This window comes from Janthinobacterium sp. FW305-128 (assembly GCF_020858135.1).
Lineage (GTDB): Bacteria > Pseudomonadota > Gammaproteobacteria > Burkholderiales > Burkholderiaceae_D > Janthinobacterium.
In genome coordinates, this window is record NZ_JACYMK010000010.1 from 46697 (window position 1) to 68583 (window position 21887).

Sequence of the window (21887 nt, forward strand, 5' to 3'; positions counted from 1 at the left end):
TTGGCGCTGGCGGTGTCGGATTACGCGCTTGCGCGCTAATCCGACCTACGCGGTTTTACTGCGCCGCCACCTTGGCCGGCTCCGCCACTACCGGTGTCATCTTCAGCGAACGGCTGAGGAAACCCCAGCGATCGGCCACTTCTTCGATCTGCTTGGTCGTCGGCTTGCCGGCGCCGTGGCCCGCCTTGCTGTCGATGCGGATCAGCACGGGTGCCGGGCCGCCTTGCGCTGCCTGGGCGGCGGCGGCGAACTTGAAGCTGTGGGCTGGCACGACGCGGTCGTCGTGGTCGGCCGTCGTGATCATGGTGGCCGGATAGCAGCCGCCCGCCTTCAGGTTGTGCAACGGCGAGTATTTCACCAGCGCCTTGAACTGTTCGGCGTCGTCCGACGAACCGTAGTCAGGCACCCAGCCCCAGCCCACGGTGAACTTGTGGAAACGCAACATGTCGAGCACGCCCACCTGCGGAATCGCCGCGGCGAACAGGTCGGGACGCTGCGTCATGGCCGCGCCGACCAGCAGGCCGCCATTGCTGCCGCCGCCGATCGCCAGCTTCGATGGCGAGGTGACCTTGTTATCCACCAGCCATTGCGCCGCGCCAATAAAGTCGTCGAAGACGTTTTGCTTGTTCAGCTTGGTACCGGCCTGGTGCCATGCTTCGCCGTACTCTCCGCCGCCGCGCAGGTTGGCCATCACGTAGACGCCGCCCATTTCCACCCAGGCAAGATTCGCCACGGAGAAGCTTGGCGTCAGCGAAATATTGAAGCCGCCATAGCCGTACAGATAGGTCGGATTCGTGCCATCGAGCTTCATGCCTTTTTTCGAGACGATGAACATCGGCACCTTGGTGCCGTCGCGGCTGGTGAAGAATTGCTGGCGCGTTTCAAAGGCGTTCGGGTCGAAATCGACCTTCGGCTGGCGGTACACCGTGCTCTTGCCCGATTTCATGTCGTAGCGGTAGATGGTCGCCGGCGTCGTGAAGCTGGTGAACGAGTAGAACGTTTCCGTGTCGCCACGCTTGCCCGCGAAACCGCCGGCCGAACCGATGCCCGGCAAGGCCACTTCGCGCACCAGCTTGCCTTTCAGATCGACGATCTTGATTTGCGTTTGCGCATCTTTCAAGTAATCGAGTACCAGCTGGTTGTTGATCAGGTTGACGGCGACCAGGGTTTCCGCGCTTTGCGGCACGATCTCTTTCCAGTCGGCGGGCGCGGGTTTGCGCGTATCGATGGCGATCACGCGCGATTTCGGCGCCTTGTTGTCCGTCTTGAAGAAGAAGACGGGACCGTCATTGTCGATGAACGAGTACGATGCGTCGAACTCCTCCAGCAAGCCCACGACCTTGGCATTCTTCTGGCGCAAGTCCTTGTAAAAAACGCGATTCTTGCGTTCCGTGCCCTGCGTGGCCGTGATGATCAGATAATTGCCGTCGTCGCTGACGGTGCTGCCGCCGAACGCCCATTCCTTCTGGTCGGGACGGTCGAAGACGAGCACGTCGTCGCTTTGCGGCGTGCCGATCTTGTGGAAATACAATTTCTGGAAGTAATTGATATCGGCCAGCTTGGTTGCCTCGTTCGGCGCGTCATAGCGGCTGTAGAAGAAACCGGTGTTGTCCTTGGTCCACGAAGCGCCCGAGAATTTGGCCCACTTGATGTGGTCCGTCAAATCCTTGCCCGATTCGATGTCGCGCACTTTCCACTCGTTCCAGTCGGAACCGGACGCGGACGTGGCGTAGGCCAGGTACTTGCCGTTCGGGCTGATCGAGGTGCCGGCCAGCGCCACCGTGCCATCGGTGGACAGGGTGTTCGGGTCCAGCAGCAGGCGCGGTTCGTCCGTCAGCTTTTTCACCGTGTACAGCACGGCCTGGTTCTGCAAGCCGTCGTTGCGGCTGTAGAAGTAGCGGCCGCCCTGCTTCGTTGGCGTAGAGAAACGCTCATAATTCCACAGCTTGGTCAGGCGCTGCTTGATCGCGGCGCGCTCGGGGATGGTGCCCAGGTACGACTGCGTCAGCTTGTTTTGCGCCGTGACCCACTCGCCCGTTTCCGCGCTGTTGGCATCTTCCAGCCAGCGGTACGGATCAGCGATGGTGGTGCCGAAATAGCTGTCTTGCTGATCGACTTTTTTGCTGACCGGATACGTCACGGGAGCGCCATCACCGGCCGGGCACGATGGCATCGCGGTGTTTTGCGCCAGGGCATTGCCACCGAAAGCGGCGAGCAAACTGCATATGAGGGTTGCACTACGTAATTGCATGGGTTGTTGTCTCATTGTTGGATGTCGAGGAAAGCAAGCCGCACACACACCGCGGCTGCCCATGTTGACTTTCGCCAAGAGAAATCATAGCGCGGATTGCCACTTTTAAAGCACAGTTATCCGATGGATTTGCCATCTTTTGTTTGGCAAATTCACATGGATTGCCATGATAAATCTCGCTTTCGGCGGAATCGGCAAACTGACGTTCATACAAGAAACATTATCAAAAGCAAAGTCGTTTCATCAAGCTGTCATAAATCTTCTTTACTATCGGCAACATGTTCATGGCCCGTCCAGAGGCCGTGCCGCCACGTCCGCCTATGTACACTCTCGCCCTCCCCTCCGCCACCGCCGCGCCGGCCCCCGCGACGCCATCGAACGTGGCTTACCTGAAGCCCCAATCGGCCAGCATGACCATCGAAGGGACGGATGCCTTGCACGACATCCTGGCGGGCCGCAAGCTCAGCGCGCTGTTCCAGCCCATCATCCACATGCACAGCGGCGACATCATCGGCTACGAAGGCTTGATACGGGGTCCGTCCGACAGCCCGCTGCACGCGCCGATGAATCTGTTCAAGGTGGCGCGCGCGCACGACCTGACCCTCGAAGTGGAACACCTGTGCCGCCAGGTCGTGCTTGAACGCTTCGCCGAACTGCAGTTGCCAGGAAAACTGTTTCTCAATGTCAGCCCCGAGTGTTTGCTGCTGCGCAATGCCCGCCATGGCGAAACCCTCGAATACATCGAGCACATCGGCATCAACCCGGACCGTGTCATCATCGAACTGACGGAAAACCAGCCCACCTATGACTACGAGCTGATGCGCGAGGCGGTGCTGCACTACCGCAACATGGGTTTCCAGATCGCCATCGACGACCTGGGCGAAGGCTTTTCCAGCCTGCGCCTGTGGTCGGAACTGCGGCCCGAATACGTGAAGATCGACATGCATTTCATCCAGGGCATCAACAACGACCCCGTGAAACTGCAGTTCGTGCGCTCGATCCAGGAAATCGCGGAAAAATCGGGCACCCTGGTGATCGCCGAAGGCATCGAGGCGCAGACGGAATTGCTGGTCTTGCGCGACCTGGGCGTGGCGTTCGGGCAAGGCTACCACCTGGGCCGGCCCAACGCGGTGCCGGCGCGCGCGCTGCCCGCCGAAGTGGTGCAGGCGCTGGGGCGCAATGGCGTGGCCGTGTATCCGCAACGCAGCAGCCTGGAAAAGAACGGCGCCAGTATCCGCAAGCTGCTGAACAAGGTGGCGGCCGTCTCGCCGCAGTTCAATAATAACGAGGTCTACGACATCTTTCTGAAAGAACCGAAGCTGATGATCATCCCCGTCGTCGACGACGGCGTGCCGCTGGGCCTGATCAGCCGCTTCGAAATGATCGACCACTTCGCCCGCCCCTACCAGCGCGAACTGTACGGCAAGAAATCATGCAGCCTGTTCATGGATGCCACGCCCCTGATCGCCGACCACGAGACGAGCTTGCAGGAACTCAGCTACACCATGGTGCAGTCTGATGCTCACCACCTGTTCAACGGCTTCATCATTACCGAACACGGCCGCTACCTGGGCATGGGCACGGGGCACGACCTGATGCGCGAAATCACGCAGATGCAGATCAATGCGGCCCGGTACGCCAACCCGCTGACGCAACTGCCCGGCAACGTGCCCATCAACGAACATATCGACCGCTTATTGCACAGCGGCAGCCGCTTCTGGGTCTGCTATTGCGACCTCGACCACTTCAAGCCCTTCAACGATGTGTACGGCTACCGCAAGGGCGACGACGTGATCCAGCTGACGGGAGAAATTCTCAGCAGCCATTGCGACCCGAACCGCGACTTCATCGGCCACATCGGCGGCGACGATTTCATGATTCTGTTCCAGAGCGAAGACTGGGAAACGCGCTGCCAGGCCATGCTGGACGACTTCGCGGCCGCCATCCCCGCCTACTACAGCACAAGCGACTGCGAACGGGGCGGCTACATCAGCGAAGACCGGCAAGGCAAAAAAGTGTTTTATTCCTTGATCAGCCTGTCGCTGGGCGCGATCAAGGTCGAGGCGCACCAGTATTACACGCACCATCAGATCGCCACCCAGGCGGCGGAAGCGAAGAAACAGGCGAAGAAAATCCACGGCAACAGCCTGTTCCTGGACCGGCGGCAAGGCGCGGCCGTGGCCCGCATGGACGCCTAGCCAAGGTGCAACGGCGCATCAAATACGCACGAGGTCGGCAAACGCATTGCTGCTGCGCGCATCGGGCACGAATGCCAGGCTGATGCGCGCGCCATCGCGGCGTGCCTGCACGCGGTAGCTGCCCACGGGCACGTCCACGAACAGGCCGCCGTATGCCGTGTCCGGTTCCAGGCCGCCGCCCGTGACGTCTTCCCCGGCGCCGATGAAGACGCGGCCCGAGACGATGGCCAGGTGCACGCTCGCATGCGGCTCGGCAAGTTCCCTGTGCAAAACCACGTCATACGCGCCGTCGCCGCCCACGTTGAAAAACGCCGCCTGCCCCGCATTCACGGCCGCCAGTTCCGCGCTGGGGAGGCTCCACCAGTCGCAGTCATCGTCGAGCTTGTGGCGCAGGACGGCCGGGTCGAACACGCACAAGGTCGCCGTGCCGGTCAGAATGCGGACGGAGGTGCCTGCCGTCATGCGGCCAGCGGCGCCGGCCCCAGCAGGGGCTGGCTCTCCACGTACTGCGCGCTCGCTTGCGCCTGCCACGGAAAATGGCCATCACGCGACGGCCAGACGATCTGGTACAAGGTAAAATCATCGCCCTGGTAATACCAGCGCGCATAGCCGACGTAGTTGCGGTATTGCTCGACGGGCACGCGCACGAAGGCGCAGGGATGGCCTTCGAGCAAGGCGTCCGTGGTGGCCGTGAAATCCGTGATGACGCCGCTGCGCACGGCATCGAGCGCCACGTCGAGTATCTGGTGAGCCATGGCGCGCGGCAAGCCCATGATCAGCAATTCAGGCTGGCCGAAGCTGTGGCCGGCGCCTATGGTAAATGCATAGCCGGGCCCCTCTTCATCGGCGCCGATATGGACGCCATGCCAGCCATGCGTGGCGATGTCGTCGATAACTTTTTGCTCGGATGCATCCTCACCTGCCTGCCTTACCATGCTCCACCTTTCACTGTGCTGAAAACCGCCCCGCCTTAGCGGCATGCTCTTGGGCAATTATCGCATGCAGCGCGCATCACTGCGCGCACGGCGCCGGCGCGTCATTCGACCGGCGGCAACGGCGGCGAGCGCACCTGATGCCATTGCCGCACGCGCTGCTGCGCCTCCTGGATCTGTGCCGGCGCCAGCCTGGTGGCAGCCGCGTCCCTGGCCCTGACCGCCCCGCTATCGCCCCCCTCGGCCGCCAGCGCCAGCCACATATAGCCGCAGACGCGATCCTTCTCCACGCCGCGCCCGCTGTTATACATGCCGCCCAGGTTGTACTGGGCCAGCGCATGGCCCTGGCCCGCCGCGCGCGCATACCAATGCACGGCCAGGCCATCGTCTTGCGGCACGCCATGACCATTCGCATACATGACGCCCAGGTTATTTTGCGCGCTGGCATCGCCCTGCTCGGCAGCCGTGCGGTACCAGCGCACGGCGCACACCTCGTCGCGCTCCACGCCCTGGCCGTTGGCATACATCACGCCCAGGTTGAATTGCGCATTCGACGCGCCTTGGGCCGCCGCCTTCGCATACCAGTCCAGCGCCTGGCGCAAATCGCGGGCAACGCCGCGCCCGCCGGCAAACATGCCGCCCAGATTGTATTGCGCCATGCAATGGCCTTGCAGGGCGGCACGCCGGTACCAGACGACGGCGCGCGCCTCGTCCTTGTCCACGCCCTGGCCACGCGCCAGCATCAGGCCCAGGTTGAACTGGGCGTCGGCGTCATCCTGCTCGGCCGCCCGCTGCAGCCAGGCGTAGGCGCGCAGCTGGTCGGGCGCCACGCCCAGCCCTTCCGCATATGCCACGCCGAGTTGCCACTGCGCCACGGCCAGGCCCTGGGCGGCGGCCTGGCGGAACCAGGCCAGCGCCTGGGCATCGCTTTGCGCCACGCCTTGCCCGCGTTTGTAGACGAGCCCCAGGTTCAGCTGCGCCTGGGCATCGCCCTGCAAGGCCGCCTTGCGGAACCAGGCCAGGGCCAGCGCATCGTTTTTTTTCGCTCCCAGGCCTTGCGCATACGCTTCGCCCAGCAAGGATTGCGCACTGGCCACGCCCTGCTCGGAAGCGCGGTAGAACCACGCCAGGGCCAGCTCGTCGCTCTGCAGCACGCCGCGCCCCTTGCGGTACATCTGCCCCAGGTTTTGCTGGGCCGAGGCATCGCCCTGGGCAGCCGCGCGGCGAAACCACAGCACGGCGTCTGCATCGCTCTGCGCCACGCCGCGCCCGTGGTAATACAGGGCACCCAGATGGTTCTGCGCGAAAGCCAGCCCTTGCAGCGCGGCCAGGCGCAGCCAGACATAGGCGCGCGCATCGTCCTGCGCCACGCCTTCGCCCTTCTTGTACATCAATCCCAGATTGAACTGGGCGTACGCATTGCCCTGCTCGGCAGCCGTGCGGAACCAGATATATGCTTCGTGGCTATCTCTGGCAGTATGGTGCTTGTCCATGTGCGCCCCCATCCACATTGCGCTTGCCGGCAGCACGCGCAAAACGGCGGCCCAGGGCGGCGAAATCGTGTGTTGCTTAAATTTTAAATTCGATGCGGGGGAAGGACTTGAGCAGGCTCAAAGGAAATAACAAAATTATATCGTTTTGATGAGCCTGCTTAGACAGGCTAAGGCGCTCAGCGGCGCGATGGATGCTTTTGCAGGAATTGCGGCACCTTGGCGGCGGCCAGCTTGTTCAGCGACACCAGCAGGTCGGCATCGACATCGGCGATACCGTAGCTGCTGCGCAAGTGGCGGCCGATATGGATCAGCACTTGCGCCGCCACTTCCGCATCGGACTCGGCCCTGTGGGCGGCGCTCTTGAAGGCGATACCCAGCTGGCTCGACAGCAAGCCCAGCTTGTAGCTGGCCATGCCGGGAAACACGCGGCGCGACAGTTTCAAGGAACACACGAGCGACTGGTGCGCGGGCGTCAGGTTCAGCCTGGCGCTTTCGGCGCGCAGGAATTTTTCATCGAAGCTGGCATTGTGCGCCGACAAGGCGTCGCTGCCAATAAAGTCCAGTAATTGCGGCACCACCTCGGCCACGGGCGGCGCCTGGTCCACCATGGCCTGCGTGATGCCCGTCAAGCCCGTAATGAACGCGGGAATGCGCGCATGGCAATTGATCAAGGTCACATAGCGGTCCGTGATCCGCCCGCCCTCGATGCGCAGCGCCGCCACTTCCGTGATGCGGTCGCCCATGTCGGGCGACAAGCCGGTCGTCTCGAAGTCGATCATGACGATCGGTTTGTCAAACACATGCATGGGGCGCTCTTTCGTGGGTGCAACAGTGGGTGTATCGATAAAATGCGCAGGGCAAGGCGCCGCGTCGCAGACAGTACACTAGTACGGCAAGACGCGGCAACGCCGCCATGCACATTTTATCAACCAAATTTACGCACGGCGTCCAGCGCGAGGCCCGCACCGATGCTGCCGAACAGATCGCCCTCGACCTTGCGCGCGGCCGGCACCAGGGCGGCGATCTTTTCGCGCAACAAGCGCACGCCGCTCGAGCCGCCCGTGAAGAACACGGTGTCGACGGCGTCCGGCGCCACGCCCGCGTCGCGCAGCAGCCGCAGCACGGTTTCTTCCACGGAGCCGCACAGGTGGCCGATGGCGTCGTCGAATTGCGCACGTTTGAGCAACAGGCTTTGCGCGGGCGACAAACGGTCCAGCTCCAGCTGCACTTCGGCCGCGTCGGACAGGGCGATCTTGCCCTCTTCCACTTTCATGGCCAGCCAGTGGCCGGCGCGCTCGTCGATCAGCGTTTGCAGCCGTTTCACTTTGTCTTGCTCGCGTGCATCGCGGCACACGTCGGCCAGCTGCACCCAGATCTTCTTCGTGTAGGCCAGGTTGATCGTGTGCCAGGTCGCCAGGTTGAAATAATAGCTGGACGGCACTTCGCTATTGTTGTGCAGGCGGCTGCCATAGCCGAGCAAGGGCATGACGGAGGACAGGCTCAGGTATTTATCGAAGTCCGTGCCGCCGATGTGCACGCCGCCGGTGGCGAGGATATCGTCGCGCCGTTCCATCTTTTTCGCCCGTTCCGGCGACAGGCGCACGAGCGAAAAGTCGGAAGTGCCGCCGCCGATGTCGGCGATCAGCACCAGCTCTTCCTTGTCGATTTGCGACTCGTAGTCGAAGGCGGCGGCAATCGGCTCGAACTGGAAGGCGACGTCCTTGAAACCGACGGAGCGGGCCACTTCGGCCAGGGTATCCTGCGCCAGCTGGTCGGCCTGCGCATTATCGTCGATAAAGAAGACGGGACGGCCGAACACGGCGGACGTGAATTCGCGGCCGGCGGACTGCTCGGCACGGCGTTTCACTTCGCCGATGAATTGCGCCAGCAACATGCGGAACGGCAAGGCGCGGCCACCCACTTCCGTCTGGCCATCGATGAGGCTCGTGCCCAGCAAGCTTTTCAGCGAGCGCATCAGACGCCCCTCGTAACCGGCCAGATAGCCGGCCAGCGCCGCGCGGCCAAAACTGACTTCCTCGTCTTCCGCATTGAAGAAGACAACGGACGGTAAGGTCGTCTTGCCATCTTCCAGGCCAAGCATGGTGCTCTGCCCGGGACGCGCCCAGCCTACCGTGGAATTTGACGTGCCGAAATCGACGCCGCAAGCATTGGCCATGTCGACCCTTCCCTGAATAAAGGGGCGTTATGTTATCAGAAGGCAGGCCATTGCACCAGAAAAACCCGTTCAGCCCGGTGAACATCCCAAGCTTGCTTTGCATTCGGTACGGGCCCCACGCAAAAGCTCCTGTTGGAAAATTGATGCCGGGACCCGACGGGACGCCTCCGCCCCTATGGCAGCGGCCCCTGCGACCATGACCATGGAAGGGCATGCATACCACTTGCCATTCAATCAAATTATTTGCAACATGGATAAGAAAACAGTCTTGCCACATGGAAATATTTTCGCTATGCTCATTTTTCCCGCCCAGGCCGCCACAAGCGGCCGGGCCTGCAGGAATACTTTGAGACAGGTTGCTTGCCAGACCAATATGCGAAAAAAGAATACTGTAGCCCGGACACCCGGCACCACTGCCCGCGCCATACCCGGTGCCGGACGGCGCGTGACCTCGTATGACGTGGCCCTGCTGGCCGGCGTGTCGCAATCGGCCGTGTCGCGCTGCTTCAAGCCGGGCGCCAGCGTCTCGCCCGCCACCCACGCCAAGGTCATGCAGGCGGCCATCAGCCTCGACTACATCCCCAACGCGGCCGCGCGCAGCCTGATCACGCGGCGCTCGAATCTGGTGGCCGTCATCATTTCCAACCTGGCCAATCTGTACTATCCGCAAGTGTTGTCCGACCTGAGCCAGCAAATCGCCCGCCAGGGCAAGCGTTTATTGCTGTTTACCCTGGAGCGCGAAGCAGACATCGGCAAGGTCTTGAGCGATGTGTGGCAATACCAGGTCGATGGCGCCGTCGTGGCCGCCTGCCTGTCGGACGAGCAGATGGCCGAATTCGGCCGGCGCGACGTGCCGCTGGTGCTGTTCAACCGCAGCCCGCGCGAACACGCCGTGCACGCGGTGCTGTGCGACCAGGGCGAAGCGGCGCGCCTGCTCGTCTCGCGCCTGGCCGAGGCGGGCCACCGCCAGTTCGCCGTCATCGACGGCCCCGGCGACTCGGCCGTCGCGCAGGAGCGCAAGACCGGCGTGCTGGACCGGCTGTTCACACTGGGCTTGCCCGCGCCCATCGTCGTCAGCGGCAACTACGATTACGCCAGCGGCGGCCATGGCTTGCGCAAAGTCATCGACCGCCTGGGACGCGTGCCGGACGCCGTCATTTGCGGCAACGACATCATGGCCATCGGCTGCCTGGACACGGCACGCCACCAGATGGGCATCCAGGTGCCGCTGCAAATGTCCGTGGCCGGCTTCGACGCGCTGGAAGCATCGGGCTGGCTCAGCTACGACATCACCACCCTGCGCCAGCCCGTGCAAAAGATGGCCGCCGACGCCGTCGCCATGCTGGGCGAGCTGATGGAACGGCGCGGCGGCATCGCCGAGCGGCGCCGCTATTGTTCGTATCTGGTGGAAGGGAGTACGGCAAGGCTGACCGGCGCGCCTCCCCACTTCGGCATGATGGCCGCCGCCTGAAAACAAAAAACCTCGCATCGCTGCGAGGTTTTTGAGTTCTGCGGCAATGAATATCAACCGAAGATCTTGCCCTTGAGCATATTCAAGCCCTGGCTGACCAGGTCATTGCCTTCAGGTACTTGACCGTTCGGCGTCAGCTTGTCGATCAGCTGGGGCAGCAAGGCGGCCAGGCCGCCCGAGGCCGCGTCCGGGGCGACGCCCGCTTTTGCAGCGATCTCGGTGATCGTGTCGGCGCCCAGCGCATCCTTGATCTGATCGCCGGAGACGGGCGCATTGGCGCCGGTGCCGATCCAGCTGGCCACTTGGTCGCCCAGGCCGCTTTCCTGGAATTTCTGCAGCAGGCCGGGCAAACCGCCATGCTGGTTGACCAGGTCCATCACGCTGGCCATCAGTCCCGACGAGGCTTCGCCGTCCGCACCCTTGTTGCCCAAAGCGCTCATCGCCTGTCCTGCAAGTTGATCTAGCAAACTCATCGTATTCTCCTGAACGCTGTCAATTGGTGCCGCATACAGCGGCATCCGGTAAGGCCGGCGCATAGTCGCCGACACACGCAACAATTATACTATACATAATTCAAATGCTATAATTACAATTTAACAGGCGGAACAAAACCAGGCTCGGCCGCAGCCTCACCCACCTCCATCATATTTAGTTCGGCACAACATGCAAGCGTAAATTGACGAGTTACAAAACCGTGTAGAATTAATTTTCCTACTTACTGAGGAGTATCAACACATGAACATCAATAAAGCGGTAGACAAAGCCTACGAAAAAAAGACGTTCAAGGAAATTGCCGATGCCCCCGTCGATGCGCTGCAAGGCGTGAGCGAGAAGGATGCGGAACTGCTCAAGCAGGCGTTCAATATCAAGACCGTGCGCGATCTGGCGAACTTGAAATACTCGAAGTGGGCGCGCGCCATCGTCACCCTGGCCGATACGGAAGAATAAACCGGGCCATGCCGCAGGCATTCCCGTCAGCACGGCCCGCCCCAGCCGGCGGGCTTTTTTACGCCATGGCGGCTGGCAAGCCGGTCGCCGCGCGGAGGCGCGCTTGCCCACGCCGCTGACCCTGCCCGGCATCTGCTGGCCCCTGCAAGCGAGCACGGGCCATCTCGCCGTCACCACGCAGCACATCACCGGGCACTTTCGCGCCGGCGCGGGCTGCGATGCCATCGTGCTGTGCGACCTGCTGTCGGCTGGAAAATTTCGCAATGGCGCGGCGCGCCACTGGTGCCGCACGCACCAGTGCTACTGGGGCGCCAAGGCCGACCTGGCCGACTGGCAGGCGACGCGGCAGATGCGCTGCCGCCAGCACGCCAGCCCCATGGGCTATGTGCTGTATCCGGAACTGTTCGACCCCGGCCGCTTTCACGCCACCACCTTGCGCCTGTCCCCCGATGGCTTGCTGCAACTGCGCGCCCTGGCCAATGATGGCGGCAGCCTGCTGGCGCGCGACGCGGCCGCGCTGGCCATCGATTGCCGCGCCCTGCCCGGCCTGTTCCCGCCCGACATCGTCCAGCTGAACCTCACGCCGCCCGCCGCGCAAGCCTACGCCGCCGCCTTGCAGGCAGGCACGCCGCTGGACTGCAGCGACTGCGCCCGCTGCGGCCATCCGCACCTGGACCTGGGCAGCTTCGCGCTGGCACCGCACCGCCGCCACAGCTGCGGCCATTGCGGCCATGACGCCTCGCACAGCGCCACGGCCATCGTCTCGACACCGCTGTGGCGCTTGCGCCAACACATCGCGCAATGCTCCTGAAGGTGCGCGCGCCCACAGTCAGCGCGGGCGCCTGCGCATAGACTGGTCACATCACTACCTCAAGGACCACCCCATGCCACACGCGCGACAGCAGCAAGACGATGACCAGCCAAGCGACGACGGCGACCTGTCCGACCTGCTCAGCGAATTGCGCATCCTCTTGCCGGGCGCGCAGATGCTGACGGCCTTCCTCATCATCCTGCCCTTCAACGGCGGCTTCGCGAAGATCGTGCAGACGGAAAAGGTCGTCTTCCTGCTGACGTTTTTCCTCTCCATGACCAGTCTGGTGCTGCTCAGCGCGCCAGCCATCCAGCACCGCGTGATGCGCCCCCTACAAGACCGCGAACGCTTCAAGCGCGTGGCCGACCGCATCATGATGTGCGGCGCCTTTTCGCTCGCGCTGGCGTTTATCCTGGGCACCAATCTGGTGATGTCGGAAGTCTTTGGCCACGTGCCCGGCATCGTCGCCAGCGTCCTGATGGGCACGCTGATCGTCTGCCTGTGGTGGCTGCTGCCCTTGCACTTGAAACGCAGCAAGAAAATATAGGCGTATAGGCGTGGCTGGCCGCCGCGGCTATTTTTGCAGAATGGTGATCTTGCCGTCCGCTTCCAGGAACGCGCATTTCATGTCCGGCAAGGGACAATCGGCCTCGCGCAGCGCTTGCTCGACATCGCCGCCCGCCACCCTGCATTTCTTGACGACATCATCGAAAATCACGCCATCGCGGCCCAGCAGCACGGGCGTGCCATCGACCAGCTCGGCGAGCTTGCGGCTGCGCGAGGTGATCCACGCAATCAGCATGTTGAGGCAGATCAGGGTCAAGGCCAGCACCAGGCCGGCGGGAACGGAATCGTCGCCACCGGACAAGGCATTCGATACGGCTTCGCTCAGTAACATGACCACCAGCAAGTCGAACGGCGTGAATTGCCCCACCGTCCGCTTGCCCGTCATGCGCACCATCAGCAGCAAGGCAAGGTAGACGATGACGGCGCGCACCACCAGTTCCCACACCGGCACCTCCAGATCGAACATGGCAATCCTCCCGACAGATGATTGCCTTATTTATACGTCTTTTTGCCCCGCCATGGCCACACCGCTGGCTTGTTCCAGCAAGGTTGCACGGAAGATCCCCACCAGCGGGCGCAAATTCACCTTGTGCCAGGCCAGCCACAATGGCGTGCGGTAGCTGAACCACGGCAGCTCGCGCACGACGACGCCGGCCGGCGCGTGTTGGCGCAGGCTGTGCTGGATCATGGCCATGCCCAGGCCCGCCGCCACCAGACCCAGCGCCGTCAGCGGCTCCGTTGCTTCCATGCGGATATCGGGCGTAAAGCCGGCGCGCGCGCAGGCGGCGATGAAGTTATCGTGTTTCAGCACGCTTTCTTTGTGCAGCACGGCAATCCACTCCTGGCCCGCCAGGTCCTCGGGCGTCAGATCCGCCTTGTGCGCCAGCGGATGCGTCTCCGGCAAGGCCAGCAGCATGGGGTCGCTCAGCACCTGCGCGCAATCGAGGTCCGGGTCGTTCGGCAGCGGCGGTTCGCACAGCAGCGCAATATCGAGGCTGCGCTGGCGCAAGCCCTCGATCTGCTCGGCCGAATGCAGGTTGTACAGGGCGACGTGCACTTGCGGCCGCGTGGCGCGCAAGGTGCGCAAGCCGTCCGGCAAGACGCCCGCATGCATGGCATTTTCGATGTAGCCGATGCACAAGCCCCCTTCATCACCGCGCCCCAGGCGCTTGGCCAGCGCTTCCAGCCGGTTCCCGTGGGTAATAAAAGCGCGCGCTTCGGCCAGGAAAGTGTGGCCGTCGCGCGTCAGGCGGATGCGCTGGGCGCTGCGCTCGAACAAGGTCAGGCCCAGCTTCTCTTCGAGCTGGGCGATTTGCCGGCTCAGCGGCGATTGGGAAATATGCAGGCGCTCGGCGGCCCGTCCCACATGTTCTTCCTCGGCGACGGCGATGAAGTATTGCAATTGGCGTATGTCCAACATGTCAGACCTTTCAGGACTCAAGTTGCGCCAATTATGTCTTGGACAGGCTTAACTTGTCCAGCTATTCTGTCTCCATTGACTCACTCATTGAAGGAAAAACACCATGACGATCAAACACTTACTGACAGGCAAACTCGGTTTCGGCACGGCGCCGCTGGGCAATATGTTCCGCAACATTCCCGAAGCAGAAGCGCTGGCCACCATCGATGCCGCCTGGGAATCGGGCATCCGCTATTTCGATACGGCCCCGTTCTACGGCGCCGGCCTGGCCGAGCTGCGCCTGGGCGCCGCCCTGAAGCAGCGCCGCCGCGACGATTACGTGCTCAGCACCAAGGTCGGCCGCCTCATCCTCGACGAACTGGAAGACCCGGCTGCCCGCGAACTGGGCGAAAAAGGCGGCTTGTTCGAATTCGGCCGCAAGAACAAAATTGTCGACGACTATTCGGCCGACGCCACCCTGCGCTCGATCGAAGACAGCCTGAAACGCCTGGACACGGACCGCCTCGACATCGTCTGGGTGCATGACATTGCGCAAGACTTCCATGGCGACAACTGGCTGGCGCAATTCGAGATTGCCCGCACGGGCGCCTTCCGCGTGCTGACCCGCTTGCGCGAAGAAGGCGTCATCAAGGCCTGGGGCGTGGGCGTGAACAAGGTGGAACCGCTGGAACTGACCCTCGATTTAAGCGAAGCGCAGCCCGATGCCTTCCTGCTGGCCGGGCGCTACACCCTGCTCGACCATGAACGGGCGCTGCAGAGGCTGATGCCGGCCGCGGCAAGCCAACACGTCGACATCGTCGTGGGCGGCCCCTACAGCTCGGGCATCCTGGCCGGCGGCGCGCACTTCGAATACCAGAAGGCCTCGCCCGAGATCATTGTCAAAGTGGAACGTATCAAGGCGATTGCCGCGCGCCATGGCGTCAGCGTGAAGGCCGCGGCCCTGCAGTTTTCCTTGGCCAATCCGGCCGTGGCCGCCGTGATCCCCGGCGCCAGCCGTCCCGAACGCCTGGCCGAAGATCAGCAAGCATTGCACAGCGTCATCCCCGCCGCGTTCTGGCACGACATGCGCGCCGAACAGCTGGTAGCCGCCAATGCTCCGCTGCCAACCGGCTCCAACTAATAGATACAAGGAACGCACCATGGCCCACACCACCACCTCCATCGACATCGCCGCCACACCGGAAAAGGTCTGGCAAATGATCGGCGGCTTCGACTCGCTGCCCGACTGGCTGCCCTACATTCCCAGCAGCACCTTGAGCGACGGGGGCCGCATCCGCCACTTGGCCAATCCGGCCGGCGACGTCATCGTCGAGCAACTGGAAGCGTACGACAACACGGCGCGCAGCTACAGCTATTCCATCCTGCAGGCGCCGTTTCCCGCCAGCGATTATCTGTCCACCCTGCAAGTCGAACCCCTGGCAGGCGGCGCTGGCGCGCGGGTCACCTGGTCGGGCCGCTTCACGCCCGTGGGCGTGAGCGAGCAGGAAGTAACCGACTTGTTCCACGGGATCTACGTGGCGGGACTGGAAGCGCTGCAGCAAACGTTGGCGAAGTAAGACCATTTCCGCCACAGCCAGGTTTTCTTCGCCTGCCCTGCGGCGGAATCGCGCGCATTCCGTGTTATCGTTAACAACAAGCGCCATCGCTGTTGTGTGCAGTGCAGCAGATTTTAGCCGTCGCCCAGCAGAGCTTGCCCGAATCTTTTACAATGTTGTCTTTGGGAAGTACTAATTCCCGAAAATACCAGCCAGCCGTCGACTCTGGTGGCGCATTGCCACTTCCGGCCGGGCCACCGCGCGCCTCTCCACCCTGTCATTCTTTACCCAAACAACAAGAACATGCACGCCTCCGTAGACCCATTGATTCCGCGCGTCACCGCGCCTTTTGGCGCTGGCTATGCCGACCTGGCCCTGGCCATCGGCGGCCTCGCCATCGGCACGGGCGAATTCGCCTCCATGAGCATCCTGCCCGTCGTGGCCGACGACCTGGGCACGACATTGCCCCAGATGAGCCACATGATCAGCGCCTACGCGCTGGGCGTGGTCATCGGCGCGCCCCTGATCACGATCTTCCTGGCGCGCATGCCGCGCCGGCTGATGCTGATCTGTTTGATGCTGATGTTCGCTGGCGGCAACCTGCTCAGCGCCATCGCGCCCAACTACGGCTTGCTGGTCGTCGCCCGCTTCGTCGCCGGCATCCCGCATGGCGCGTATTTCGGCGTGGCAGCGCTGGTGGCGGCCGCCCTGGCAGAACCGGACCGGCGCGGCCAGGCCGTCGCCCGCGTGCTGATGGGCCTCACGGTCGCAAATATCTTCGGCGTGCCGCTGGCCACCTACATCGGCCAGACCCTGGGCTGGCGCTCGGCCTTTTTGCTGGTCGCCGCGCTGGGTTTGCTGACCATGCTGATGGTGCGCATCTTCGTGCCGATGGTCGCTGCCGGCGATTCCAGCCCGCGCCGCGAACTGGGCGTGTTCCGCCGCCTTCAAGTGTGGCTGACCCTGTTGATGGTGGCGATCGGCTTCGGCGGCATGTTCGCCGTCTACACGTTTATTACGCCAACCTTGCTGGAAATCACGAAAGTGTCGCCCCTCGTCATCTCGATCCTGCTGGCCATCATCGGCGTGGGCATGACGGTGGGTAATCTGATCGGCGGCTGGCTGGCCGACCGCTCGCGCCTGTGGACGATCTTCGGCGTGCTGCTGTGGAACGTGGCCGCCCTGGCCGCCTTTACCTATACCAGCAGCAATGTTTGGTTGACGGCGATCAACCTGTTCGCCATCGGCGCCGGCATCGCCGTCGCCCCGGCCGTGCAGACGCGCTTGATGGACGTGGCCGGCGACGCGCAAACCGTGGCCGCCGCCCTCAACCATTCCGCCTTCAACATCGCCAACGCGCTGGGCGCCTGGGCCGGCGGCATCGCCATCGCCATGGGCATGGGCTTGCGCTCGACGGGCTGGGTGGGCGCCATGCTGGCCTGCGGCGGCATCGTCGTGCTCGGCATTTCCGTGCTGGTGGAAAACCGCAGCCGCAATCTGGGCGGTGCGCAGCCGGCTTGATGAGTGCACATAGCTATGATAATTTTATTTGTATCGTTATCATTTCCTATATCATGGATAAGGATCGGATCTCGCAACTCCTGCGCATCCGATTTCTTTACATGATGAAGCGTGCAAGCCATGAACAAAGCAATCATCGCCAGGTACAAATCTGAAAGCTGGCATCTGTGAATACAGCGACCATCTTCATTGACGAGGTCCTCGGGCGGGCGCAGCAAGGCATAACAGAACCATTTATTTGCCGAGGTGACGATGGAGCGATTTACTTTATCAAAGGCAAGGGAGCTGGTCGACGCAGCCAGATTTGCGAGTGGGTCTCGGCGCAGCTGGCGACGGCATTTGGCCTTCCGATCGCAGAATATGCATTGGCCAAAGTGGCTGAAGAACTCATTGAGGCAAATGCATTTCCCAATATCAGCCAACTCGGTAGCGGGATAGTATTTGCCTCGAGAGAACTTCCACATCCACAAGAGCTGACAGCGATCACACGAGACCTTGTGCCGGATCAACTGGCAAGCGATGTGTTGGTTTTTGATTGGTGGTTGCATAACGAAGATCGTCATTTGACCGCACGTGGCGGCAATCCTAACTTGCTTTGGGACATGCAGAACTCAGAATTGGTCGTGATCGACCATAACCAAGCCTTTGACCGGTACTTCGATCCAGTCAACTTCCTGAAAACGCATGTATTTGCGAGCAGGTGGAACGACATTTTCAGCGACCATTTTCAACGCGAACACTACATAAGCAAGTTAGAGGCAATTTTGTCAAGATTGTCGGGCATCCGTGCTAACATACCCGACTCTTGGTGGTATGTTGATGATGGCGTACCTGCAGATGTAACGTGGGATGAAATCGAGACCTGCCTGCAGCGTTGCCGCCAAGAAGATTTTTGGAATACCCCATGAAAAAGTTCGCCTGCCAATATGCTCTTTTGCGATTTCGCCCGTTTGTGGAAACCGGAGAGTTCGCCAACGTCGGTATCGCACTGATCGCCCCCGAAGCGCGCTTCTTTGGCTTCCGCATACTGAAGCGGTATGGCCGTATCACGCAATTCTTTCATCAGCTTGACCGTCAAATCTACCTGGATGGCCGCCAACTTTTTAAAGAAGAGATGGATCGCTTCGCTCTTGAGCTTCGTCGACTGGCATTGGATGGACGAAAAACGCAGCCCGACGTAGTGCTCGCAAGAAATCTGTTTGCTGAAGTAGTTCGCCCACGAGAAGCGATGCTGCAGTTTGCCGACCAGCGCGTCGTCCTGGCCGAGGATCCCAAGGCCAAACTTCTGCAGCTATTTGATCATTATGTCGAACGCAACTTTGTAACCAAAGAATATCAAGAGCGTTTATTGGAAAACAACGTTCGCAAACTCCTGTTCAACGCGCAAGTCGGCGCACGATATCAACGTGAAAAGGTTGGTACGGACGATTTCGCCGTAAACTTCCCCTTTGTCAACATGGTTGAAGGCAAAGCTGAGCGAGTGATCAAGCCCTTGTACCTTGCCCAAGGCGATAGCACCAAAATCCTCACGCATGGCGGTCAATGGGTTGATAAAGTACGGCGCTTACGCAAACGCAATGCACTACCACCAAAAGTGCTGTTCCCGGTTACGCAACCGGCAGCCAACACCAAGCCTTACTATGCATTCCAGGAGATTCGACAAGATTTGCTGACTGAAAATGTACAGGTCGTGGCCGCAGACGATGAACGTCAAATTCTCAAATTCGCTACTGACAGAAGCTGACTATAGCGCCTGATCATCATAGTAGTAGCGATCTTGAACGTGGCAGTACCGCTCAAAATGCCCATGCATGTCCAGGATCGCTACTCCGCAATGGTAAACGCCACCGCCGCCTCGCAGTGAATCGCCGTGGTATTAAATAGCGGCAAGTCGACATCGCCGGGCTGGATCAGCAGCGGAATCTCCGTGCAGCCCAAAATCACGCCCTGCGCGCCTTGCCGCCGCAGTTTCTCGATGATCTCCAGGAAAATGTTCCGGCTCGCATCGGTAAAGATATTCTGCACCAGTTCCGTGTAGATAATATCGTGCAGGATTTCCTGGTCGGCCGCATCGGGCGTCGCCGTCGCGATGCCCTGCTGCTCCAGCGCATCGTGATAAAAGCGGCCCGCCATCGTTTGCTTGACGCCCAGCAAGCCAACCTTGCGCACACCCGACTGCCGCACCCGCTTCGCCGTTTCCTCGACGATGCTGATAAAAGGCAAGCCGATGCGCGGCACGACGGCCGGGGCGAAACGGTGGGCGCCGTTTGCGCACAGCAGGAAGAAATCCGCGCCCATGCCTTGCAGGCGACGCCCTTCCGCGACGAGGAATTGCTCGATGGCGCGGGAATCGGGCTGCGCCGCGTGCGCGACGAAATCGGCCTGGTCGATGCTGACCAGCATGATGCGCGCGCTATGCGCGGGGCCGAGGCGCGCCACCAGCATTTCATTAAGCAAGCGATAATATTCCAGGGTGGAAGCCCAGCCGATGCCGCCGATGAGTCCTATCGTCTTGTTTTGCATGTACCTTATTCCCCGCAAAATGATTGTGAAAATTATACGGCGGCCATCGCCAGCCATGTTCTGCCCATCAGGCGTCCAGCCACAGGAACAAGACTTTATCCGGTGTGGCGGATCGATGCCAGTTCGCTTTCAACTCCATCAGGAATCCTGCCAGATCGACGGGATTGACCTCCAGCCCGGCCCATGGCGCGGTCTGCGCCCATGCCACCGCGATATCGGCCAGATCGTCGGCCGCCATCCGCTCGAACGCCTGCGCAATCGCAGCGCTGAACGTGTACAGCTCGCGGCCCGGAAAAGGCACATGCCGGATGGCAGGCACCTTCGAGAACGTCAGCAATTGCCCCAGCGACACAAAATCCAGTTCGCCGGGCAAGGTGATGCCGGTGACGGGAAAGAATCGAAAGCATCCTGCCAGCTGGCACATGCGCGCATCTCGGCTTCGGAACAGACAAAAATATCGATTTTTTTCATAGTACAGTCAGATGCCCCTTCTCAAGCACAGCCCACATCATGCCGGTCCGACGTCGCGCGGCTGTATTCGCCCTCGAACGCGGCCAGGCTCTCCGACTGCGCCCACAGGCTGGAGATATAGTGGAATTCATCCTCGAACGACTGCTCGAAATCGGGTACGTCCGTCGCATACTCGCAATTGCGGCTCAGCATGACCAGCCAGTCGGGATAGCGAAGCGCCGGGTACAGGCGGGTCAGGATGGCGTCGAGCGACGACACGCTTTCCCGGCCTGCCAGATAGGCGGCGCGCAATTCGACGATGAATTTTCCCGCCAGAAACTGGTCACTGAGACGCTGCACACCCCGGTAGCGCTCGATGATGGCCTCGGCCAGGGGCAGCACCTCATCGCGGCCGCGGGCGCTGGCCAGCAGCACGACCTCGAGGTCGTCGCCTTCCTCATCCAGGCGCAAACGCTCCACGGCCCAGTCGACACAGCGGTCCGCCGGGCCAAAACCCATGCGCAATTGAAAAAAGGCGATTTCCAATTCTGTCAGTTGTTCCATGTTTTTCCATTCAATACCGGTGATTGTCATGCCGACACCGGGTGGAGTTCGCTTGCATCCCGTATCGCGGTTTCACGCATTTGTTCCCCGCTTGCCGCTGCCGAGCAAGGCTGACAGCCAGCGCGGCCAACGCTCCCGCACGCCGCCGTTGTCTGCCGAATCGCGCCAGCAGTCGTCATAGGGCCACAGCTCATCATGGGCCTTCGTGCTGCTGACCAGGCATCGCTGCGTCAGCAGCTCAATTCTTTCCGCCAGGGTCAGCACCGGAAACCGGCCGTCATCTGCCGTATCGGTCCCTTTCGTGGCCAGATCATACTTGCCATCCACATTGTAAAGTCGCGTATCGCCGACGACATAGTCGCGGCGGAAAGACGTGCGCCATTGCGAATTGCTGCCCCATCCATGCGACAGGTCGTTGACAGGGCGTCCCTTGCGGCGGTCAGCCCAGTACAGCGTCGATGCGTCGGCGATGCCGGGCTTGAAAATTGTCTTGCCAGCGCAGACATCGACGCCGCCACGCGAAAACAGCATGTTGCCGAGCATCACGCACGGCCATCGCCACGCCAAGATCGCGGCGCGCGCATGCGCAGACCCAGCGGGCTGCAGCTCGACTATCTCGTGATAAAAAGGCGAAAATTGTGCCGGCCGCAGCACCGTCATGCCCAGCGTCTCGACGAAAGCCTCATACTCGGCGAGCGACAGCGGCGGTCCGGCCCAGCCTTCCCCATTGCCGCGCCCCTGCTGCAAGGGCAAGATCAGCAGCTGGCCTATGCGGCTGAACGCGTGCAATACCCACAATTCCTCTTTGCTTGCCGGCGGAACAGGATTTCCTTGCCTTTGCGCAAATGAACGCAGCCAGCCCAGTACCTGCGGATTGTCGCGCAACCAGGGAAGGAGCAGGTCGGCATACACGCCATCGCCTGCATAATCGAGCAAGGCATCGTGCAGCGCGCGGGCGCCATCCAGCAAGTCAGGCAGATGCCATTCTTCCTGGATCACGCTGCGCGATGATTGTTGACACAGCATA

The 21887-nt window shown here is 61.6% G+C and carries 23 protein-coding genes; 10 read left to right on the forward strand and 13 right to left on the reverse strand.

The window, feature by feature from the left end:
• Positions 1-55: 55 nt before the first annotated feature.
• Positions 56-2251, reverse strand: a complete 2196-nt coding sequence (locus tag IGS60_RS20390) for a prolyl oligopeptidase family protein (RefSeq protein WP_230505990.1) — start codon at positions 2249-2251, stop codon at positions 56-58.
• Positions 2252-2661: 410 nt separating this feature from the next.
• Here IGS60_RS20390 and IGS60_RS20395 point away from each other — a divergent pair, with 410 nt between their 5' ends.
• Complete coding sequence (locus IGS60_RS20395) at positions 2662-4449, forward strand: GGDEF domain-containing protein (protein WP_230506141.1); 1788 nt, start codon at positions 2662-2664, stop codon at positions 4447-4449.
• An 18-nt stretch (positions 4450-4467) separates the two neighbouring features.
• On the opposite strand, the gene IGS60_RS20400 is transcribed toward IGS60_RS20395, so the two are convergent.
• The 5 genes from IGS60_RS20400 to IGS60_RS20425 form a co-directional block, all read right to left on the reverse strand.
• Entirely contained in the window at positions 4468-4911 is a 444-nt protein-coding gene (locus tag IGS60_RS20400; RefSeq protein ID WP_230505991.1) for a DUF6386 family protein, read from the reverse strand.
• Positions 4908-5384 (reverse strand): DUF4262 domain-containing protein, encoded by a 477-nt coding sequence (locus IGS60_RS20405; protein ID WP_230505992.1) that lies wholly within the window; start codon positions 5382-5384, stop codon positions 4908-4910. Before IGS60_RS20405 ends, IGS60_RS20400 begins: the two co-directional genes overlap by 4 nt.
• Before the next feature lie 101 nt (positions 5385-5485).
• Positions 5486-6874 (reverse strand): SEL1-like repeat protein, encoded by a 1389-nt coding sequence (locus IGS60_RS20415; RefSeq protein WP_306798507.1) that lies wholly within the window; start codon positions 6872-6874, stop codon positions 5486-5488.
• A 176-nt stretch (positions 6875-7050) separates the two neighbouring features.
• Positions 7051-7680: a PolC-type DNA polymerase III gene (locus IGS60_RS20420; protein ID WP_230505993.1), complete on the reverse strand. Its 630-nt coding sequence runs from the start codon at positions 7678-7680 to the stop codon at positions 7051-7053.
• Positions 7681-7799: 119 nt separating this feature from the next.
• On the reverse strand, positions 7800-9050 hold the full coding sequence (locus IGS60_RS20425; protein WP_070218648.1) for an Hsp70 family protein: 1251 nt from the start codon (positions 9048-9050) through the stop codon (positions 7800-7802).
• A 445-nt stretch (positions 9051-9495) separates the two neighbouring features.
• On the opposite strand from IGS60_RS20425, the gene IGS60_RS20430 reads away from it, so the two are divergent.
• On the forward strand, positions 9496-10521 hold the full coding sequence (locus IGS60_RS20430) for a LacI family DNA-binding transcriptional regulator (RefSeq protein ID WP_230505994.1): 1026 nt from the start codon (positions 9496-9498) through the stop codon (positions 10519-10521).
• Positions 10522-10574: 53 nt separating this feature from the next.
• On the opposite strand, the gene IGS60_RS20435 is transcribed toward IGS60_RS20430, so the two are convergent.
• Positions 10575-11039 (reverse strand): YidB family protein, encoded by a 465-nt coding sequence (locus tag IGS60_RS20435; protein ID WP_306798511.1) that lies wholly within the window; start codon positions 11037-11039, stop codon positions 10575-10577.
• A 217-nt stretch (positions 11040-11256) separates the two neighbouring features.
• Between IGS60_RS20435 and IGS60_RS20440 the strand changes: the two genes are divergently transcribed.
• The 3 genes from IGS60_RS20440 to IGS60_RS20450 all read left to right on the forward strand — a co-directional run bounded on the left by IGS60_RS20440 (position 11257) and on the right by IGS60_RS20450 (position 12827).
• Complete coding sequence (locus tag IGS60_RS20440) at positions 11257-11469, forward strand: hypothetical protein (RefSeq protein WP_034751103.1); 213 nt, start codon at positions 11257-11259, stop codon at positions 11467-11469.
• A gap of 103 nt (positions 11470-11572) precedes the next feature.
• On the forward strand, positions 11573-12280 hold the full coding sequence (locus tag IGS60_RS20445; RefSeq protein ID WP_230505995.1) for a hypothetical protein: 708 nt from the start codon (positions 11573-11575) through the stop codon (positions 12278-12280).
• Between the two features lie 73 nt (positions 12281-12353).
• A complete protein-coding gene (locus IGS60_RS20450) occupies positions 12354-12827 on the forward strand; it encodes a DUF6328 family protein (protein ID WP_230505996.1) in 474 nt (157 codons plus the stop codon).
• 27 nt (positions 12828-12854) lie between these two features.
• Here IGS60_RS20450 and IGS60_RS20455 read toward each other — a convergent pair whose 3' ends face one another.
• Positions 12855-13313 (reverse strand): DUF421 domain-containing protein, encoded by a 459-nt coding sequence (locus IGS60_RS20455; protein WP_070218644.1) that lies wholly within the window; start codon positions 13311-13313, stop codon positions 12855-12857.
• Positions 13314-13343: 30 nt separating this feature from the next.
• A complete protein-coding gene (locus IGS60_RS20460; protein ID WP_070218643.1) occupies positions 13344-14267 on the reverse strand; it encodes a LysR family transcriptional regulator in 924 nt (307 codons plus the stop codon).
• Between the two features lie 103 nt (positions 14268-14370).
• Between IGS60_RS20460 and IGS60_RS20465 the strand changes: the two genes are divergently transcribed.
• The 5 genes from IGS60_RS20465 (at position 14371) to IGS60_RS20485 (ending at position 19067) form a co-directional block, all read left to right on the forward strand.
• Positions 14371-15387 (forward strand): aldo/keto reductase, encoded by a 1017-nt coding sequence (locus tag IGS60_RS20465; RefSeq protein WP_230505997.1) that lies wholly within the window; start codon positions 14371-14373, stop codon positions 15385-15387.
• A 19-nt stretch (positions 15388-15406) separates the two neighbouring features.
• Positions 15407-15823, forward strand: a complete 417-nt coding sequence (locus IGS60_RS20470) for an SRPBCC family protein (protein WP_230505998.1) — start codon at positions 15407-15409, stop codon at positions 15821-15823.
• Between the two features lie 282 nt (positions 15824-16105).
• Positions 16106-17323 carry an MFS transporter gene (locus IGS60_RS20475; RefSeq protein ID WP_086138079.1) on the forward strand — a complete coding sequence of 406 codons (1218 nt, stop codon included), beginning with the start codon at positions 16106-16108 and terminating at the stop codon, positions 17321-17323.
• 167 nt (positions 17324-17490) lie between these two features.
• The gene (locus tag IGS60_RS20480; RefSeq protein WP_230505999.1) at positions 17491-18231 is read left to right on the forward strand and encodes a HipA family kinase; all 741 of its coding nucleotides are present in this window, start codon (positions 17491-17493) and stop codon (positions 18229-18231) included.
• Positions 18228-19067 carry a DUF3037 domain-containing protein gene (locus IGS60_RS20485; RefSeq protein WP_230506000.1) on the forward strand — a complete coding sequence of 280 codons (840 nt, stop codon included), beginning with the start codon at positions 18228-18230 and terminating at the stop codon, positions 19065-19067. Before IGS60_RS20480 ends, IGS60_RS20485 begins: the two co-directional genes overlap by 4 nt.
• Positions 19068-19147: 80 nt before the next feature.
• Here the strand turns inward: IGS60_RS20485 and IGS60_RS20490 are convergent, their stop codons facing one another.
• The 4 genes from IGS60_RS20490 to IGS60_RS20505 form a co-directional block, all read right to left on the reverse strand.
• Positions 19148-19846, reverse strand: a complete 699-nt coding sequence (locus tag IGS60_RS20490; protein ID WP_230506001.1) for an aspartate/glutamate racemase family protein — start codon at positions 19844-19846, stop codon at positions 19148-19150.
• Positions 19847-19913: 67 nt separating this feature from the next.
• Positions 19914-20270 (reverse strand): hypothetical protein, encoded by a 357-nt coding sequence (locus IGS60_RS20495; RefSeq protein WP_230506002.1) that lies wholly within the window; start codon positions 20268-20270, stop codon positions 19914-19916.
• A gap of 68 nt (positions 20271-20338) precedes the next feature.
• Entirely contained in the window at positions 20339-20860 is a 522-nt protein-coding gene (locus IGS60_RS20500) for a hypothetical protein (protein WP_230506003.1), read from the reverse strand.
• 72 nt (positions 20861-20932) lie between these two features.
• Positions 20933-21886: a hypothetical protein gene (locus tag IGS60_RS20505; RefSeq protein WP_230506004.1), complete on the reverse strand. Its 954-nt coding sequence runs from the start codon at positions 21884-21886 to the stop codon at positions 20933-20935.
• Between the last annotated feature and the right edge of the window lies 1 nt (position 21887).

Excerpts from the sequence above, each read along its gene's own strand:
- IGS60_RS20470 (WP_230505998.1), top strand. The coding sequence starts at position 15,407 with ATGGCCCACACCACCACCTCCATCGACATCGCCGCCACACCGGAAAAG.
- IGS60_RS20405 (WP_230505992.1), bottom strand. The coding sequence starts at position 5,384 with ATGGTAAGGCAGGCAGGTGAGGATGCATCCGAGCAAAAAGTTATCGAC.
- IGS60_RS20460 (WP_070218643.1), bottom strand. The coding sequence starts at position 14,267 with ATGTTGGACATACGCCAATTGCAATACTTCATCGCCGTCGCCGAGGAA.
- IGS60_RS20425 (WP_070218648.1), bottom strand. The coding sequence starts at position 9,050 with ATGGCCAATGCTTGCGGCGTCGATTTCGGCACGTCAAATTCCACGGTA.
- IGS60_RS20390 (WP_230505990.1), bottom strand. The coding sequence starts at position 2,251 with ATGCAATTACGTAGTGCAACCCTCATATGCAGTTTGCTCGCCGCTTTC.
- IGS60_RS20395 (WP_230506141.1), top strand. The coding sequence starts at position 2,662 with ATGACCATCGAAGGGACGGATGCCTTGCACGACATCCTGGCGGGCCGC.
- IGS60_RS20420 (WP_230505993.1), bottom strand. The coding sequence starts at position 7,680 with ATGCATGTGTTTGACAAACCGATCGTCATGATCGACTTCGAGACGACC.
- IGS60_RS20440 (WP_034751103.1), top strand. The coding sequence starts at position 11,257 with ATGAACATCAATAAAGCGGTAGACAAAGCCTACGAAAAAAAGACGTTC.
- IGS60_RS20475 (WP_086138079.1), top strand. The coding sequence starts at position 16,106 with ATGCACGCCTCCGTAGACCCATTGATTCCGCGCGTCACCGCGCCTTTT.
- IGS60_RS20435 (WP_306798511.1), bottom strand. The coding sequence starts at position 11,039 with ATGCCGCTGTATGCGGCACCAATTGACAGCGTTCAGGAGAATACGATG.
- IGS60_RS20490 (WP_230506001.1), bottom strand. The coding sequence starts at position 19,846 with ATGCAAAACAAGACGATAGGACTCATCGGCGGCATCGGCTGGGCTTCC.
- IGS60_RS20505 (WP_230506004.1), bottom strand. The coding sequence starts at position 21,886 with ATGCTGTGTCAACAATCATCGCGCAGCGTGATCCAGGAAGAATGGCAT.
- IGS60_RS20485 (WP_230506000.1), top strand. The coding sequence starts at position 18,228 with ATGAAAAAGTTCGCCTGCCAATATGCTCTTTTGCGATTTCGCCCGTTT.
- IGS60_RS20455 (WP_070218644.1), bottom strand. The coding sequence starts at position 13,313 with ATGTTCGATCTGGAGGTGCCGGTGTGGGAACTGGTGGTGCGCGCCGTC.
- IGS60_RS20500 (WP_230506003.1), bottom strand. The coding sequence starts at position 20,860 with ATGGAACAACTGACAGAATTGGAAATCGCCTTTTTTCAATTGCGCATG.
- IGS60_RS20400 (WP_230505991.1), bottom strand. The coding sequence starts at position 4,911 with ATGACGGCAGGCACCTCCGTCCGCATTCTGACCGGCACGGCGACCTTG.
- IGS60_RS20415 (WP_306798507.1), bottom strand. The coding sequence starts at position 6,874 with ATGGACAAGCACCATACTGCCAGAGATAGCCACGAAGCATATATCTGG.
- IGS60_RS20495 (WP_230506002.1), bottom strand. The coding sequence starts at position 20,270 with ATGTGCCAGCTGGCAGGATGCTTTCGATTCTTTCCCGTCACCGGCATC.
- IGS60_RS20465 (WP_230505997.1), top strand. The coding sequence starts at position 14,371 with ATGACGATCAAACACTTACTGACAGGCAAACTCGGTTTCGGCACGGCG.
- IGS60_RS20450 (WP_230505996.1), top strand. The coding sequence starts at position 12,354 with ATGCCACACGCGCGACAGCAGCAAGACGATGACCAGCCAAGCGACGAC.